The 14,064-nt window shown below is 38.0% G+C and carries 13 protein-coding genes; all 13 read left to right on the top strand.

Going from position 1 to position 14,064, the window contains the following annotated elements:
- The first annotated feature begins 10 nt into the window (after positions 1–10).
- The 13 genes from HMPREF9957_RS07020 (at position 11) to HMPREF9957_RS06960 (ending at position 13,981) form a co-directional block, all read left to right on the top strand.
- Positions 11–1,348 carry an ABC transporter substrate-binding protein gene (locus HMPREF9957_RS07020; protein ID WP_000738775.1) on the top strand — a complete coding sequence of 446 codons (1,338 nt, stop codon included), beginning with the start codon at positions 11–13 and terminating at the stop codon, positions 1,346–1,348.
- A gap of 78 nt (positions 1,349–1,426) precedes the next feature.
- Positions 1,427–2,311 (top strand): carbohydrate ABC transporter permease, encoded by an 885-nt coding sequence (locus tag HMPREF9957_RS07015; protein ID WP_000237985.1) that lies wholly within the window; start codon positions 1,427–1,429, stop codon positions 2,309–2,311.
- Complete coding sequence (locus tag HMPREF9957_RS07010) at positions 2,311–3,144, top strand: carbohydrate ABC transporter permease (RefSeq protein WP_000730332.1); 834 nt, start codon at positions 2,311–2,313, stop codon at positions 3,142–3,144. Before HMPREF9957_RS07015 ends, HMPREF9957_RS07010 begins: the two co-directional genes overlap by 1 nt.
- A gap of 16 nt (positions 3,145–3,160) precedes the next feature.
- Positions 3,161–5,254, top strand: coding sequence for a neuraminidase NanB (nanB, locus tag HMPREF9957_RS07005; protein ID WP_001042160.1), 2,094 nt, complete (start codon positions 3,161–3,163; stop codon positions 5,252–5,254).
- 12 nt (positions 5,255–5,266) lie between these two features.
- Entirely contained in the window at positions 5,267–6,370 is a 1,104-nt protein-coding gene (locus HMPREF9957_RS07000) for a Gfo/Idh/MocA family protein (protein ID WP_000241739.1), read from the top strand.
- A 179-nt stretch (positions 6,371–6,549) separates the two neighbouring features.
- Positions 6,550–7,248: an N-acetylmannosamine-6-phosphate 2-epimerase gene (locus HMPREF9957_RS06995; protein WP_001135655.1), complete on the top strand. Its 699-nt coding sequence runs from the start codon at positions 6,550–6,552 to the stop codon at positions 7,246–7,248.
- Between the two features lie 114 nt (positions 7,249–7,362).
- A complete protein-coding gene (locus HMPREF9957_RS06990) occupies positions 7,363–8,691 on the top strand; it encodes an ABC transporter substrate-binding protein (protein ID WP_000672127.1) in 1,329 nt (442 codons plus the stop codon).
- A gap of 218 nt (positions 8,692–8,909) precedes the next feature.
- Positions 8,910–9,776 carry a carbohydrate ABC transporter permease gene (locus HMPREF9957_RS06985; RefSeq protein WP_171804884.1) on the top strand — a complete coding sequence of 289 codons (867 nt, stop codon included), beginning with the start codon at positions 8,910–8,912 and terminating at the stop codon, positions 9,774–9,776.
- A 15-nt stretch (positions 9,777–9,791) separates the two neighbouring features.
- On the top strand, positions 9,792–10,631 hold the full coding sequence (locus HMPREF9957_RS06980) for a carbohydrate ABC transporter permease (RefSeq protein WP_001192010.1): 840 nt from the start codon (positions 9,792–9,794) through the stop codon (positions 10,629–10,631).
- Positions 10,632–10,756: 125 nt separating this feature from the next.
- The gene (locus HMPREF9957_RS06975; RefSeq protein ID WP_000575436.1) at positions 10,757–11,209 is read left to right on the top strand and encodes a NanQ anomerase/TabA/YiaL family protein; all 453 of its coding nucleotides are present in this window, start codon (positions 10,757–10,759) and stop codon (positions 11,207–11,209) included.
- Positions 11,210–11,343: 134 nt separating this feature from the next.
- The gene (locus HMPREF9957_RS06970; protein WP_000078520.1) at positions 11,344–11,988 is read left to right on the top strand and encodes a YesL family protein; all 645 of its coding nucleotides are present in this window, start codon (positions 11,344–11,346) and stop codon (positions 11,986–11,988) included.
- 173 nt (positions 11,989–12,161) lie between these two features.
- A complete protein-coding gene (locus HMPREF9957_RS06965) occupies positions 12,162–13,079 on the top strand; it encodes a dihydrodipicolinate synthase family protein (protein ID WP_001281517.1) in 918 nt (305 codons plus the stop codon).
- Positions 13,080–13,096: 17 nt separating this feature from the next.
- Positions 13,097–13,981, top strand: a complete 885-nt coding sequence (locus HMPREF9957_RS06960; protein WP_000150260.1) for an ROK family protein — start codon at positions 13,097–13,099, stop codon at positions 13,979–13,981.
- Positions 13,982–14,064: the final 83 nt, after the last annotated feature.

Here is a 14,064-nt window from a genome sequence, read left to right as displayed (position 1 = left end):
GGGAAGAACGATGAAAAAAATGAGAAAGTTTTTATGTCTAGCTGGAGTTGCGCTAGCAGCCGTTGCCTTGGTAGCTTGTTCAGGAAAAAAAGAAGCTACAACTAGTACTGAACCACCGACAGAATTATCTGGTGAGATTACAATGTGGCACTCCTTTACTCAAGGACCACGTTTAGAAAGTATTCAAAAATCAGCAGATGCCTTCATGCAAAAGCATCCGAAAACGAAAATTAAGATTGAAACATTCTCTTGGAATGACTTCTATACTAAATGGACTACAGGTTTAGCAAATGGGAATGTGCCAGATATCAGTACAGCTCTTCCTAACCAAGTAATGGAAATGGTCAACTCAGATGCTTTGGTTCCGCTAAATGATTCTATCAAGCGTATTGGACAGGATAAATTTAACGAAACTGCCTTAAATGAAGCAAAAATCGGAGATGATTACTACTCTGTTCCTCTTTATTCACATGCACAAGTTATGTGGGTTAGAACTGATTTGTTAAAAGAACATAATATTGAGGTTCCTAAAACTTGGGATCAACTCTATGAAGCTTCTAAAAAATTGAAAGAAGCTGGAGTTTATGGATTATCTGTTCCGTTCGGAACAAATGACTTAATGGCAACACGCTTCTTGAACTTCTACGTACGTAGTGGTGGAGGAAGCCTCTTAACAAAAGATCTTAAAGCAGATTTGACAAGCCAACTTGCTCAAGATGGTATTAAATACTGGGTTAAAATGTATAAAGAAATCTCACCTCAAGATTCTTTGAACTTTAATGTCCTTCAACAAGCTACCTTGTTCTATCAAGGAAAAACAGCATTTGACTTTAACTCTGGCTTCCATATTGGAGGAATTAATGCCAACAGTCCTCAATTGATTGATTCGATTGATGCTTATCCTATTCCAAAAATCAAAGAATCTGATAAGGACCAAGGAATTGAAACCTCAAACATTCCAATGGTTGTTTGGAAAAATTCAAAACACCCAGAAGTTGCTAAAGCATTCTTAGAATCACTTTATAATGAAGAAGACTACGTTAAATTCCTTGATTCAACTCCAGTAGGTATGTTGCCAACTATTAAGGGGATTAGCGATTCTGCAGCCTATAAAGAAAATGAAACTCGTAAGAAATTTAAACATGCTGAAGAAGTGATTACTGAAGCTGTTAAAAAAGGTACTGCTATTGGTTATGAAAATGGACCAAGTGTACAAGCTGGTATGTTGACTAACCAACACATTATTGAACAAATGTTCCAAGATATCATTACAAATGGAACAGACCCTATGAAAGCAGCAAAAGAAGCAGAAAAACAATTAAACGATTTATTTGAGGCTGTTCAGTAGATGTAAAAGACTAGAAAATAGGTGGGCTAGTGAGCTGAAAAGCCCTAGCCCAATCTTGTAAAAGAAGGGAGAAGGAGAATGGTTAAAGAACGTAATTTAACTCGCTGGATATTTGTTTTGCCAGCTATGATTATCGTAGGATTACTCTTTGTTTATCCGTTTTTCTCGAGTATTTTTTATAGCTTTACCAATAAGCATTTGATTATGCCCAATTACAAATTTGTTGGTTTAGCTAACTATAAAGCTGTGCTATCAGATCCCAACTTCTTTAATGCGTTCTTTAATTCAATTAAGTGGACCATTTTCTCATTAGTTGGTCAAGTTTTAGTAGGGTTTGTATTGGCTTTAGCTCTTCACAGAGTACGCCACTTCAAGAAATTATATAGGACCTTATTGATTGTTCCTTGGGCATTTCCTACAATCGTTATTGCCTTCTCTTGGCAATGGATTCTAAACGGGGTTTATGGCTACTTACCGAATCTAATCGTAAAATTAGGTTTAATGGAACATACACCTGCATTTTTGACAGATAGTACATGGGCATTCTTATGTTTGGTGTTTATCAACATTTGGTTTGGAGCGCCGATGATTATGGTCAATGTGCTTTCAGCTTTGCAAACAGTACCCGAAGAACAATTTGAGGCTGCTAAGATAGATGGTGCTTCAAGTTGGCAGGTGTTCAAGTTTATCGTCTTTCCACATATTAAAGTGGTTGTAGGGCTTCTAGTTGTTTTGAGAACTGTATGGATCTTTAATAACTTTGACATTATCTACCTTATTACTGGTGGTGGACCGGCTAATGCTACAACGACGCTTCCAATTTTTGCTTACAACCTGGGTTGGGGAACTAAATTGTTGGGTCGTGCTTCAGCAGTTACAGTATTGCTCTTTATCTTCTTGGTGGCGATTTGCTTTATCTACTTTGCTATCATCAGTAAGTGGGAAAAGGAGGGTAGAAAATAATGAAGAAGAAATCCGGTATTTATTTAGATATTCTCTCACATGTACTCTTGATTGGTGCGACCATTGTTGCAATTTTCCCATTGGTATGGATTATCATATCGTCTGTCAAGGGTAAAGGGGAATTAACTCAGTATCCAACACGATTTTGGCCTGAACAGTTTACATTAGATTATTTTACTCATGTTATCAACGATTTGCACTTTATTGATAACATTCGAAACAGTTTAATCATTGCCTTAGCTACAACCGTTATTGCAATTATTATTTCTGCTATGGCAGCCTATGGTATTGTTCGATTCTTCCCTAAATTGGGAGCAATCATGTCTAGATTACTTGTTATTACCTACATTTTCCCACCAATTTTGTTAGCAATTCCCTATTCAATTGCCATTGCTAAAGTTGGCTTAACAAATAGTTTATTTGGCTTGATGATGGTTTATCTATCTTTTAGTGTTCCATATGCAGTTTGGCTCTTAGTTGGATTTTTCCAAACAGTTCCAATTGGAATTGAAGAAGCAGCTAGAATTGATGGTGCAAATAAATTTGTTACTTTTTATAAAGTTGTACTACCGATTGTAGCACCAGGTATTGTAGCAACAGCTATTTATACATTTATCAATGCTTGGAATGAATTCTTGTATGCCTTGATTTTGATTAACAATACAGGAAAGATGACAGTAGCAGTAGCCCTTCGTTCACTTAATGGTTCAGAAATACTAGACTGGGGAGATATGATGGCAGCATCTGTTATTGTAGTTCTTCCATCAATCATTTTCTTCTCTATCATCCAAAATAAAATTGCAAGTGGATTATCAGAAGGATCTGTGAAGTAGACGAAAGAAGGAAAAAATGAATAAGAGAGGTCTTTATTCAAAACTAGGAATTTCTGTTGTAGGCATTAGTCTTTTAATGGGAGTCCCCACTTTGATTCATGCGAATGAATTAAACTATGGTCAACTGTCCATATCTCCTATTTTTCAAGGAGGTTCATATCAACTGAACAATAAGAGTATAGATATCAGCCCTTTGTTATTAGATAAATTATCTGGAGAGAGTCAGACAGTAGTCATGAAATTTAGAGCAGATGAACCAAACTCGCTTCAAGCTTTGTTTGGTCTATCTAATAGTAAAGCAGGCTTTAAAAATAATTACTTTTCAATTTTCATGAGAGATTCTGGTGAGATAGGTGTAGAAATAAGAGACACTCAAAAGGGAATAAATTATTTATTTTCTAGACCAGCTTCATTATGGGGAAAGCATAAAGGACAGGCAGTTGAAAATACACTAGTATTTGTATCTGATTCTAAAGATAAGACATACACAATGTATGTTAATGGGATAGAAGTGTTCTCTGAAACAGTTGATACATTTTTGCCAATTTCAAATATAAATGGTATAGATAAGGCAACACTAGGATCTGTTAATCGTGAAGGCAAGGATCATTACCTCGCAAAAGGAAGTATTGATGAAATCAGTCTATTTAATAAAGCAATTAGTGATCAGGAAGTTTCAACTATTCCCTTGTCAAATCCATTTCAGTTAATTTTCCAATCAGGAGATTCTACTCAAGCTAACTATTTTAGAATACCGACATTATATACATTAAGTAGTGGAAGAGTTCTATCAAGTATTGATGCACGTTATGGTGGGACTCATGATTCTAAAAGTAAGATTAATATCGCCACTTCTTATAGTGATGATAATGGGAAAACGTGGAGTGAGCCAACTTTTGCTATGAAGTTTAATGACTATGAGGAGCAGTTAGTTTACTGGCCACGAGATAATAAATTAAAGAATAGTCAAATTAGTGGAAGTGCTTCATTTATAGATTCATCCATTGTTGAAGATAAAAAATCTGGGAAAACGATATTATTAGCTGATGTTATGCCTGCGGGTATTGGAAATAATAATGCAAATAAAGCTGATTCAGGTTTTAAAGAAATAAATGGTCATTATTATTTAAAACTAAAGAAGAATGGAGATAACGATTTCCGTTATACAGTTAGAGAAAATGGTGTCGTTTATGATGAAACAACTAATAAACCTACAAATTATACTGTAAATGATAAGTATGAAGTTTTGGAGGGAGGAAAGTCTTTAACAGTCGAACAATATTCGGTTGATTTTGATAGTGGCTCCTTAAGAGAAAAGCATAATGGGAAACAGGTTCCTATGAATGTTTTCTACAAAGATTCGTTATTTAAAGTGACTCCTACTAATTATATAGCAATGACAACTAGTCAGAATAGAGGAGAGAGTTGGGAACAATTTAAGTTATTGCCTCCGTTCTTAGGAGAAAAACATAATGGAACTTACTTATGTCCTGGACAAGGTTTAGCATTAAAATCAAGTAACAGATTAATTTTTGCAACATATACCAGTGGTGAACTAACTTATCTCATTTCTGATGATAGTGGTCAAACATGGAAGAAATCCTCAGCTTCAATTCCGTTTAAGAATGCGACAGCAGAAGCGCAAATGGTTGAACTGAGAGATGGTGTGATTAGAACATTCTTTAGAACTACTACAGGTAAGATTGCCTATATGACTAGTAGAGATTCTGGAGAAACATGGTCAGAAGTTTCGTATATCGATGGAATTCAACAAACTTCATATGGTACACAAGTATCTGCAATTAAATACTCTCAATTAATTGATGGAAAAGAAGCAGTCATTTTGAGTACACCAAATTCTAAAAATGGCCGTAAGGGAGGTCAATTAGTTGTCGGTTTAGTCAATGAAGAAGATGATAGTATTGATTGGAAGTACCACTATGACATTGATTTGCCTTCGTATGGTTATGCATATTCTGCGATTACAGAATTGCCAAATCATCACATAGGTGTATTATTTGAAAAATATGATTCATGGTCGAGAAATGAATTGCATTTAAGCAATGTAGTTCAGTATATAGATTTGGAAATTAATGATTTAACAAAATAAAGGAGAAAAAACATGGTTAAATACGGTGTTGTTGGAACAGGGTATTTTGGAGCTGAATTGGCTCGTTATATGCAAAAGAATGATGGAGCAGAGATTACTCTTCTCTATGACCCAGATAATGCAGAGGCGATTGCAGAAGAATTGGGAGCAAAAGTAGCAAGTTCCCTAGATGAGTTGGTTTCTAGCGATGAAGTAGATTGTGTTATTGTCGCAACTCCAAATAATCTTCATAAGGAACCGGTTATTAAGGCTGCACAGTATGGTAAAAATGTTTTCTGTGAAAAACCAATTGCGCTTTCTTATCAAGATTGTCGCGAGATGGTAGATGCATGTAAAGAAAACAATGTAACCTTTATGGCAGGACATATTATGAATTTCTTTAATGGTGTCCATCATGCAAAAGAACTCATTAATCAAGGAGTGATTGGAGACGTTCTATATTGTCACACAGCTCGTAATGGTTGGGAAGAACAACAACCGTCAGTATCATGGAAAAAAATTCGTGAAAAATCAGGTGGTCACTTGTATCACCACATCCATGAGTTGGATTGTGTTCAATTCCTTATGGGTGGCATGCCTGAAACTGTAACTATGACAGGTGGAAATGTAGCCCATGAAGGTGAACATTTCGGTGATGAAGATGATATGATTTTTGTCAATATGGAATTTTCTAATAAGCGTTTTGCCTTGTTAGAATGGGGTTCAGCTTATCGTTGGGGTGAACATTATGTCTTAATCCAAGGAACCAAAGGTGCTATCCGCTTAGACTTATTCAACTGTAAAGGAACTCTTAAGCTAGATGGACAAGAAAGTTATTTCTTGATTCATGAATCACAAGAAGAAGATGATGATCGTACTCGTATCTATCATAGTACAGAAATGGACGGAGCAATTGCTTATGGTAAACCAGGTAAACGTACTCCATTATGGCTATCATCTGTCATTGATAAAGAAATGCGCTATCTGCATGAGATTATGCAAGGAGCTCCAGTATCAGAAGAATTTGCAAAACTATTGACAGGTGAAGCTGCCCTAGAAGCAATTGCTACTGCAGATGCTTGTACCCAGTCTATGTTTGAAGATCGCAAAGTAAAATTGTCAGAAATTGTAAAATAAATTTTGGTATTCTCCTATTATAGGTCGACTTGCTCCTCTGAAAGTACTTTTAGAGGAGCTGTTTGACTTGGCTAGTTTTTGAAACTGAAATCTATTGTACTACAAACTCTTGAAAGCGTTTTATTTTTAAGATATAATAATCTCATAGAAACAAAGAAAAAGGAAAAGGAGGAAAGAGGATGCCACAGATTAGCAAAGAAGCCTTGATTGAGCAAATCAAAGATGGAATCATCGTTTCTTGTCAGGCTCTTCCTCATGAACCGCTTTATACAGAAGCGGGAGGGGTGATTCCCTTGCTGGTCAAAGCGGCTGAGCAAGGTGGAGCAGTCGGTATCCGAGCCAATAGTGTTCGCGATATCAAGGAAATCAAGGAAGTCACCAAACTTCCGATTATTGGGATAATCAAACGAGATTATCCGCCACAAGAACCCTTCATCACGGCTACCATGAAAGAAGTTGATGAATTGGCAGAACTGGACATCGAGGTGATTGCTCTGGATTGTACCAAGCGTGAACGCTACGATGGTTTGGAAATTCAAGAGTTCATTCGTCAGGTTAAGGAGAAATATCCTAACCAGCTCTTGATGGCGGACACCAGTACTTTTGAAGAAGGATTGGCAGCGGTCGAAGCAGGAATTGACTTTGTCGGAACAACCTTGTCAGGATACACCTCCTACAGTCCAAAAGTAGACGGTCCAGATTTTGAACTCATCAAAAAACTCTGCGATGCAGGTGTAGATGTCATTGCAGAAGGGAAAATTCATACACCAGAACAAGCCAAACAAATCCTTGAATATGGGGTGCGAGGCATCGTTGTTGGTGGCGCTATTACTAGACCAAAAGAGATTACAGAACGCTTCGTTGCTGGTCTCAAATAACACAATCTTAAAACAGAGGAGAGTGGTGGATGAGTAGGATGAAATGAAATCGCATACAAGAAATAAAGAACTCATTATCCAAGTTGGATACGCTTATTACATAGGAGAATACAAATGAAATTTAGAAAATTAGCTTGTACAGTACTTGCGGGTGCTGCAGTTCTTGGCCTTGCTGCATGTGGTAATTCTGGTGGTAGCAAAGATGCTGCTAAATCAGGTGGAGATGGCGCTAAAACAGAAATCACTTGGTGGGCATTCCCAGTCTTCACTCAAGAAAAAACTGGTGACGGTGTTGGAACATATGAAAAATCAATCATCGAAGCGTTTGAAAAAGCAAATCCAGATGTAAAAGTGAAATTGGAAACCATCGACTTCAAGTCAGGTCCTGAAAAAATCACAACAGCTATCGAAGCAGGAACAGCTCCAGACGTACTCTTTGACGCACCAGGACGTATCATCCAATATGGTAAAAATGGTAAATTAGCTGAGTTGAACGACCTCTTCACAGATGAATTTGTTAAAGATGTCAACAATGAAAACATCGTACAAGCAAGTAAAGCTGGAGACAAGGCTTATATGTATCCAATTAGTTCTGCCCCATTCTACATGGCAATGAACAAGAAAATGCTAGAAGATGCTGGAGTTGCAAACCTTGTAAAAGAAGGTTGGACAACTGATGATTTTGAAAAAGTATTGAAAGCACTCAAAGACAAGGGTTACACACCAGGTTCATTGTTCAGTTCTGGTCAAGGGGGAGACCAAGGAACACGTGCCTTTATCTCTAACCTTTATAGCGGTTCTGTAACAGATGAAAAAGTTAGCAAATATACAACTGATGATCCTAAATTCGTCAAAGGTCTTGAAAAAGCAACTAGCTGGATTAAAGACAATTTGCTCAATAATGGTTCACAATTTGACGGTGGAGCAGATATCCAAAACTTTGCCAACGGTCAAACATCTTACACAATCCTTTGGGCACCAGCTCAAAATGGTATCCAAGCTAAACTGTTAGAAGCAAGTAAGGTAGAAGTGGTAGAAGTACCATTCCCATCAGACGAAGGTAAGCCAGCTCTTGAATACCTTGTAAACGGGTTTGCAGTATTCAACAACAAAGACGACAAGAAAGTTGCAGCATCTAAGAAATTCGTTCAATTTATCGCGGATGACAAAGAATGGGGTCCAAAAGACGTTGTTCGTACAGGTGCCTTCCCAGTTCGTACATCATTTGGCAAACTTTATGATGACAAACGCATGGAAACAATCAGTGGTTGGACTAAATACTACTCACCATACTACAACACTATTGATGGATTTGCTGAAATGAGAACACTTTGGTTCCCAATGTTGCAATCTGTATCAAATGGTGACGAAAAACCAGCGGACGCTTTGAAAGCCTTCACTGAAAAAGCGAACGAAACAATTAAAAAAGCTATGAAACAATAAGCACTAAATCAGATTGATCCCTCCCTTTTCCCTGTGCATAGTCTATGTAAGAAAAGGGAGGATTTTGTTTGAAATGTAAGGAACTGTCACGAAATTAAAATGAAGTTCTTACATAAGCGAATCTTAAAAAATTTCATTTTGATTTTAAAACAGTTCAAGAAAGTCAAAAAATTATATTTGAAAGAGAGGTGCCGACTGTGAAAGTCAATAAAATTCGTATGCGGGAAACAGTGATTTCCTATGCTTTCCTAGCACCAGTATTATTCTTCTTTGTCATCTTTGTATTGGCTCCTATGATTATGGGATTCATTACAAGTTTCTTTAACTACTCAATGACGAAATTTGAGTTTGTGGGCTTGGACAACTATGTTCGCATGTTTAAAGACCCTGTCTTTATGAAGTCTTTGATCAATACCGTGATTCTGGTTATTGGATCTGTACCAGTTGTTGTTCTGTTCTCACTCTTTGTAGCATCTCAGACCTATCATCAAAATGCCATTGCCAGATCCTTCTACCGTTTTGTCTTCTTCCTACCTGTTGTAACAGGTAGTGTTGCCGTAACAGTTGTATGGAAATGGATTTATGACCCACTATCAGGGATTTTAAACTTTGTCCTCAAGTCAAGTCATATCATCAGCCAGAACATTTCTTGGTTGGGAGATAAAAACTGGGCATTGATGGCGATTATGATTATCCTCTTGACAACTTCAGTTGGTCAACCGATTATCCTTTATATCGCCGCTATGGGGAATATTGACAATTCACTGGTTGAAGCGGCGCGTGTTGACGGTGCAACTGAGTTTCAAGTTTTCTGGAAGATTAAATGGCCAAGCCTTCTTCCAACAACTCTTTATATTGCAATCATCACAACAATTAACTCATTCCAGTGTTTCGCCTTGATTCAGCTTTTGACATCTGGTGGTCCAAACTACTCAACAAGTACCTTGATGTACTACCTATACGAAAAAGCCTTCCAATTGACAGAATACGGCTATGCCAACACAATCGGTGTCTTCTTGGCAGTCATGATTGCAATCGTAAGCTTTGTTCAATTTAAAGTACTTGGAAACGATGTAGAATACTAAAGAAAGGAGACAGCTATGCAATCTACAGAAAAAAAACCATTAACAGCCTTTACTGTTATTTCAACAATCATTTTGCTCTTGTTGACTGTGCTGTTCATCTTTCCATTCTACTGGATTTTGACAGGGGCATTCAAATCACAACCTGATACAATCGTTATTCCTCCTCAGTGGTTCCCTAAAATGCCAACCATGGAAAACTTCCAACAACTCATGGTGCAAAACCCTGCTATGCAGTGGATGTGGAACTCTGTGTTTATTTCATTGGTAACCATGTTCTTAGTCTGTGCAACCTCTTCTTTAGCAGGTTATGTATTGGCTAAAAAACGTTTCTATGGTCAGCGTATTCTCTTTGCCATCTTTATCGCTGCCATGGCGCTTCCAAAACAAGTTGTCCTTGTACCATTGGTACGTATCGTCAACTTCATGGGAATTCACGATACTCTTTGGGCAGTTATCTTGCCTTTGATTGGATGGCCATTTGGGGTTTTCCTTATGAAACAATTTAGTGAAAATATTCCAACAGAGTTGCTTGAATCAGCTAAAATCGATGGGTGTGGTGAGATTCGTACCTTCTGGAGTGTAGCCTTCCCAATTGTGAAACCAGGATTTGCAGCCCTTGCAATCTTCACCTTTATCAATACTTGGAACGACTACTTCATGCAATTGGTAATGTTGACTTCACGTCAAAACTTGACCATCTCACTTGGGGTTGCGACCATGCAGGCTGAAATGGCAACCAACTATGGTTTGATCATGGCAGGAGCTGCCCTTGCTGCTGTGCCAATCGTAACAGTCTTCCTTGTCTTCCAAAAATCCTTCACACAGGGTATTACTATGGGAGCGGTCAAAGGATAAGAAACGATTTCTTTTACAGTATAAATTTGCTATTGCTAGCACTATCTAAAAGCCTCCGACAGTAAATGACACTGTTGGAGGTGTTAGTTTTAATCGCTTAATGACGATTTTTAAAGGAGAAAATAATGATTTTTGACGATTTGAAAAATATTAGCTTCTATAAAGGGATTCATCCCAATCTTGACAAGGCAATTGATTATCTTTATGAACATCGTAAAGATTCATTCGAGTTAGGAAAATATGATATTGATGGAGACAAGGTCTTTCTAGTTGTTCAAGAAAATGTCCTAAATAAAGCTGAAAATGACCAGTTTGAACATCACAAGAACTATGCAGACTTGCATTTGTTGGTAGAAGGGCATGAATATTCGAGCTACGGTTCACGTATCAAAGATGAAGCAGTAGCATTTGACGAAGCAAGTGATATTGGTTTTGTCCATTGTCATGAACACTACCCACTCTTGTTGGGTTATCACAATTTTGCGATTTTCTTCCCAGGAGAACCACATCAGCCAAATGGTTATGCAGGTATGGAAGATCAAGTTCGCAAGTATTTGTTTAAAATTTTAATTGATTAGAATGATCAGCAGAGATAGCTGATGACTATCTTATTAAGCACTTTTGAAAATTGAGTTTAAGAGTTGAATCTTATCACTTGATAAATCGGAATGATTTAGCAAGTGATAGAAATGAAATGATAGGGGGAGCAAACATGTCACAAAAAGGAAGAAGTCTCATCAAGGCTGCATTTGATACAGATAATTTTCTAATGCGAATTAGTGAGAAGGTTTTAGATATTGTAACAGTCAATCTTCTCTTTGTAGTAACTTGTTTGCCAATCGTAACGATTGGAGTGGCTAAAATCAGCCTCTACGAGACCATGTTCGAAGTTAAGAAGAGCAGACGTGTTCCAGTTTTTAGAACCTATCTAAGAGTTTTCAGGCAAAATCTGAAACTAGGTTTTCAGTTGGGGATGTTAGAATTAGGAATTGTATTTCTAACTCTTTCAGATCTCTATCTTTTCTGGGGTCAAACAGCTCTGCCCTTCCAATTGGTTAAAGCTATTTGTCTAGGCATTTTGATTTTCCTTACTATTGTGATGTTGGCTAGCTACCCTATCGCGGCACGTTATGACCTATCTTGGAAAGAAATTCTTCAAAAAGGATTGATGTTGGCTAGTTTTAATGCTCCTTGGTTTATCTTGATGATTGCAATTATCTTTTTGATTTTGATGATTCTATATCTATCAGCCTTTACCCTTCTATTGGGAGGATCAGCTTTTATTCTCTTTGGTTTTGGACTTCTTACTTTTTTACAAGTGGGAGTGATGGAAAAGCTATTTGCTAAGTATGAGTAAGGGGTGCAATTATTTCTGAAACTACTTTCAAACGCTCCAAACGCTATTCTATAAGCGAGAAACTAAAATCTAAGTGTCTATAAGATATTGAAAGCCTTTTCGGTAAAGTGTATACTAAAGAAGTAAAGAAAGAATCTGCTTTAGCAGAAAATAAAAATAATAGGAGAAAATCTATGTCAGATTTGAAAAAATACGAAGGTGTCATTCCAGCCTTCTACGCATGTTATGATGATCAAGGAGAAGTAAGTCCAGAGCGTACGCGTACCTTGGTTCAATACTTCATTGATAAAGGTGTTCAAGGTCTTTACGTCAATGGTTCTTCTGGTGAATGTATTTACCAAAGCGTTGAAGACCGCAAGTTAATCTTGGAAGAAGTCATGGCAGTTGCCAAAGGTAAATTGACTATTATTGCCCATGTTGCTTGCAATAATACTAAAGATAGTATGGAACTAGCTCGCCATGCAGAAAGCTTGGGTGTAGATGCCATTGCAACGATTCCACCAATTTACTTCCGCTTGCCAGAATACTCAGTTGCTAAATATTGGAACGATATCAGTTCTGCAGCTCCAAACACAGACTATGTGATCTACAACATTCCTCAATTGGCAGGAGTTGCTTTGACTCCAAGCCTTTACACAGAAATGTTGAAGAATCCTCGTGTTATAGGTGTTAAGAACTCTTCTATGCCAGTTCAAGATATCCAAACCTTTGTGAGCCTTGGTGGGGAAGACCATATCGTCTTTAACGGTCCAGATGAACAGTTCCTAGGTGGCCGTCTCATGGGTGCTAAGGCTGGTATCGGTGGTACTTATGGTGCTATGCCAGAACTCTTCTTGAAACTCAACCAATTGATTGCGGACAAAGACTTGGAAACAGCGCGTGAATTGCAGTATGCTATCAACGCTATCATTGGTAAACTCACTGCTGCACATGGAAATATGTACGGTGTGATTAAGGAAGTCTTGAAAATCAATGAAGGCTTGAATATTGGTTCTGTACGTTCACCATTGACGCCAGTAACGGAAGAAGATCGTCCAGTTGTAGAAGCAGCTGCAGCCTTGATTCGCGAAACCAAGGAGCGCTTCCTCTAATCCATAAGGAGGTATTTATGACACACTACGTTGCAATTGATATCGGTGGAACCAACATCAAATATGGTTTGATCGACCAAGAAGGCCAACTTGTTGAATCGCATGAAATGCCAACAGAGGCGCATAAGGGTGGACCTCATATCTTACAAAAGACCAAAGATATCGTAGCCAGCTATTTAGAACAAGGCCCAGTAGCAGGTGTTGCTATTTCTTCTGCAGGAATGGTGGATCCAGATAAGGGTGAGATTTTCTATGCTGGGCCTCAGATTCCCAACTATGCAGGAACTCAGTTCAAGAAGGAAATCGAGACTAGCTTTGCTATTCCTTGTGAAATTGAAAATGATGTCAACTGTGCAGGTCTTGCTGAAGCGGTATCTGGTTCAGGTAAGGGAGCGAGTGTCACCCTTTGCTTGACCATTGGAACAGGTATCGGTGGTTGCTTGATTATGGATGGGAAGGTTTTCCATGGATTTAGCAATTCGGCCTGTGAAGTTGGGTATATGCATATGCAGGATGGAGCTTTCCAAGACTTGGCTTCTACGACAGCTTTAGTGAAATATGTAGCTGAAGCACATGGCGATCCAGTTGACCAGTGGAATGGCCGACGTATCTTTAAGGAAGCCACTGAAGGCAATAAACTCTGCATGGAAGGTATTGACCGCATGGTAGACTATCTAGGAAAAGGTCTGGCAAATATTTGCTACGTTGCCAATCCAGAGGTGGTCATTCTCGGGGGTGGTATCATGGGACAAGAGGCAATCCTTAAACCCAAGATCCGTACAGCCTTGAAAGAGGCTTTGGTACCAAGTCTAGCCGAAAAAACACGATTAGAATTTGCCCATCATCAGAATACCGCAGGCATGTTGGGTGCCTACTATCATTTTAAAACAAAACAATCCTAGTTTGGCTCAGCCAAACTAGGATTTTCTAATCAAATTCCCTTGACTTTCTTTATAATTGTGAGATAATAAATAAAATATATAAA

This window comes from Streptococcus mitis SK1080, from assembly GCF_000220085.1.
Lineage (GTDB): Bacteria > Bacillota > Bacilli > Lactobacillales > Streptococcaceae > Streptococcus > Streptococcus mitis_K.
This window is presented reverse-complemented; position numbering and strand designations above follow the sequence as displayed.

What these genes read in the sequence shown, in the direction of transcription:
- HMPREF9957_RS07020 (WP_000738775.1), top strand. Translation starts at nt 11, where the DNA reads ATGAAAAAAATGAGAAAGTTTTTATGTCTAGCTGGAGTTGCGCTAGCA.
- HMPREF9957_RS07015 (WP_000237985.1), top strand. Translation starts at nt 1,427, where the DNA reads ATGGTTAAAGAACGTAATTTAACTCGCTGGATATTTGTTTTGCCAGCT.
- HMPREF9957_RS07010 (WP_000730332.1), top strand. Translation starts at nt 2,311, where the DNA reads ATGAAGAAGAAATCCGGTATTTATTTAGATATTCTCTCACATGTACTC.
- nanB (WP_001042160.1), top strand. Translation starts at nt 3,161, where the DNA reads ATGAATAAGAGAGGTCTTTATTCAAAACTAGGAATTTCTGTTGTAGGC.
- HMPREF9957_RS07000 (WP_000241739.1), top strand. Translation starts at nt 5,267, where the DNA reads ATGGTTAAATACGGTGTTGTTGGAACAGGGTATTTTGGAGCTGAATTG.
- HMPREF9957_RS06995 (WP_001135655.1), top strand. Translation starts at nt 6,550, where the DNA reads ATGCCACAGATTAGCAAAGAAGCCTTGATTGAGCAAATCAAAGATGGA.
- HMPREF9957_RS06990 (WP_000672127.1), top strand. Translation starts at nt 7,363, where the DNA reads ATGAAATTTAGAAAATTAGCTTGTACAGTACTTGCGGGTGCTGCAGTT.
- HMPREF9957_RS06985 (WP_171804884.1), top strand. Translation starts at nt 8,910, where the DNA reads ATGCGGGAAACAGTGATTTCCTATGCTTTCCTAGCACCAGTATTATTC.
- HMPREF9957_RS06980 (WP_001192010.1), top strand. Translation starts at nt 9,792, where the DNA reads ATGCAATCTACAGAAAAAAAACCATTAACAGCCTTTACTGTTATTTCA.
- HMPREF9957_RS06975 (WP_000575436.1), top strand. Translation starts at nt 10,757, where the DNA reads ATGATTTTTGACGATTTGAAAAATATTAGCTTCTATAAAGGGATTCAT.
- HMPREF9957_RS06970 (WP_000078520.1), top strand. Translation starts at nt 11,344, where the DNA reads ATGTCACAAAAAGGAAGAAGTCTCATCAAGGCTGCATTTGATACAGAT.
- HMPREF9957_RS06965 (WP_001281517.1), top strand. Translation starts at nt 12,162, where the DNA reads ATGTCAGATTTGAAAAAATACGAAGGTGTCATTCCAGCCTTCTACGCA.
- HMPREF9957_RS06960 (WP_000150260.1), top strand. Translation starts at nt 13,097, where the DNA reads ATGACACACTACGTTGCAATTGATATCGGTGGAACCAACATCAAATAT.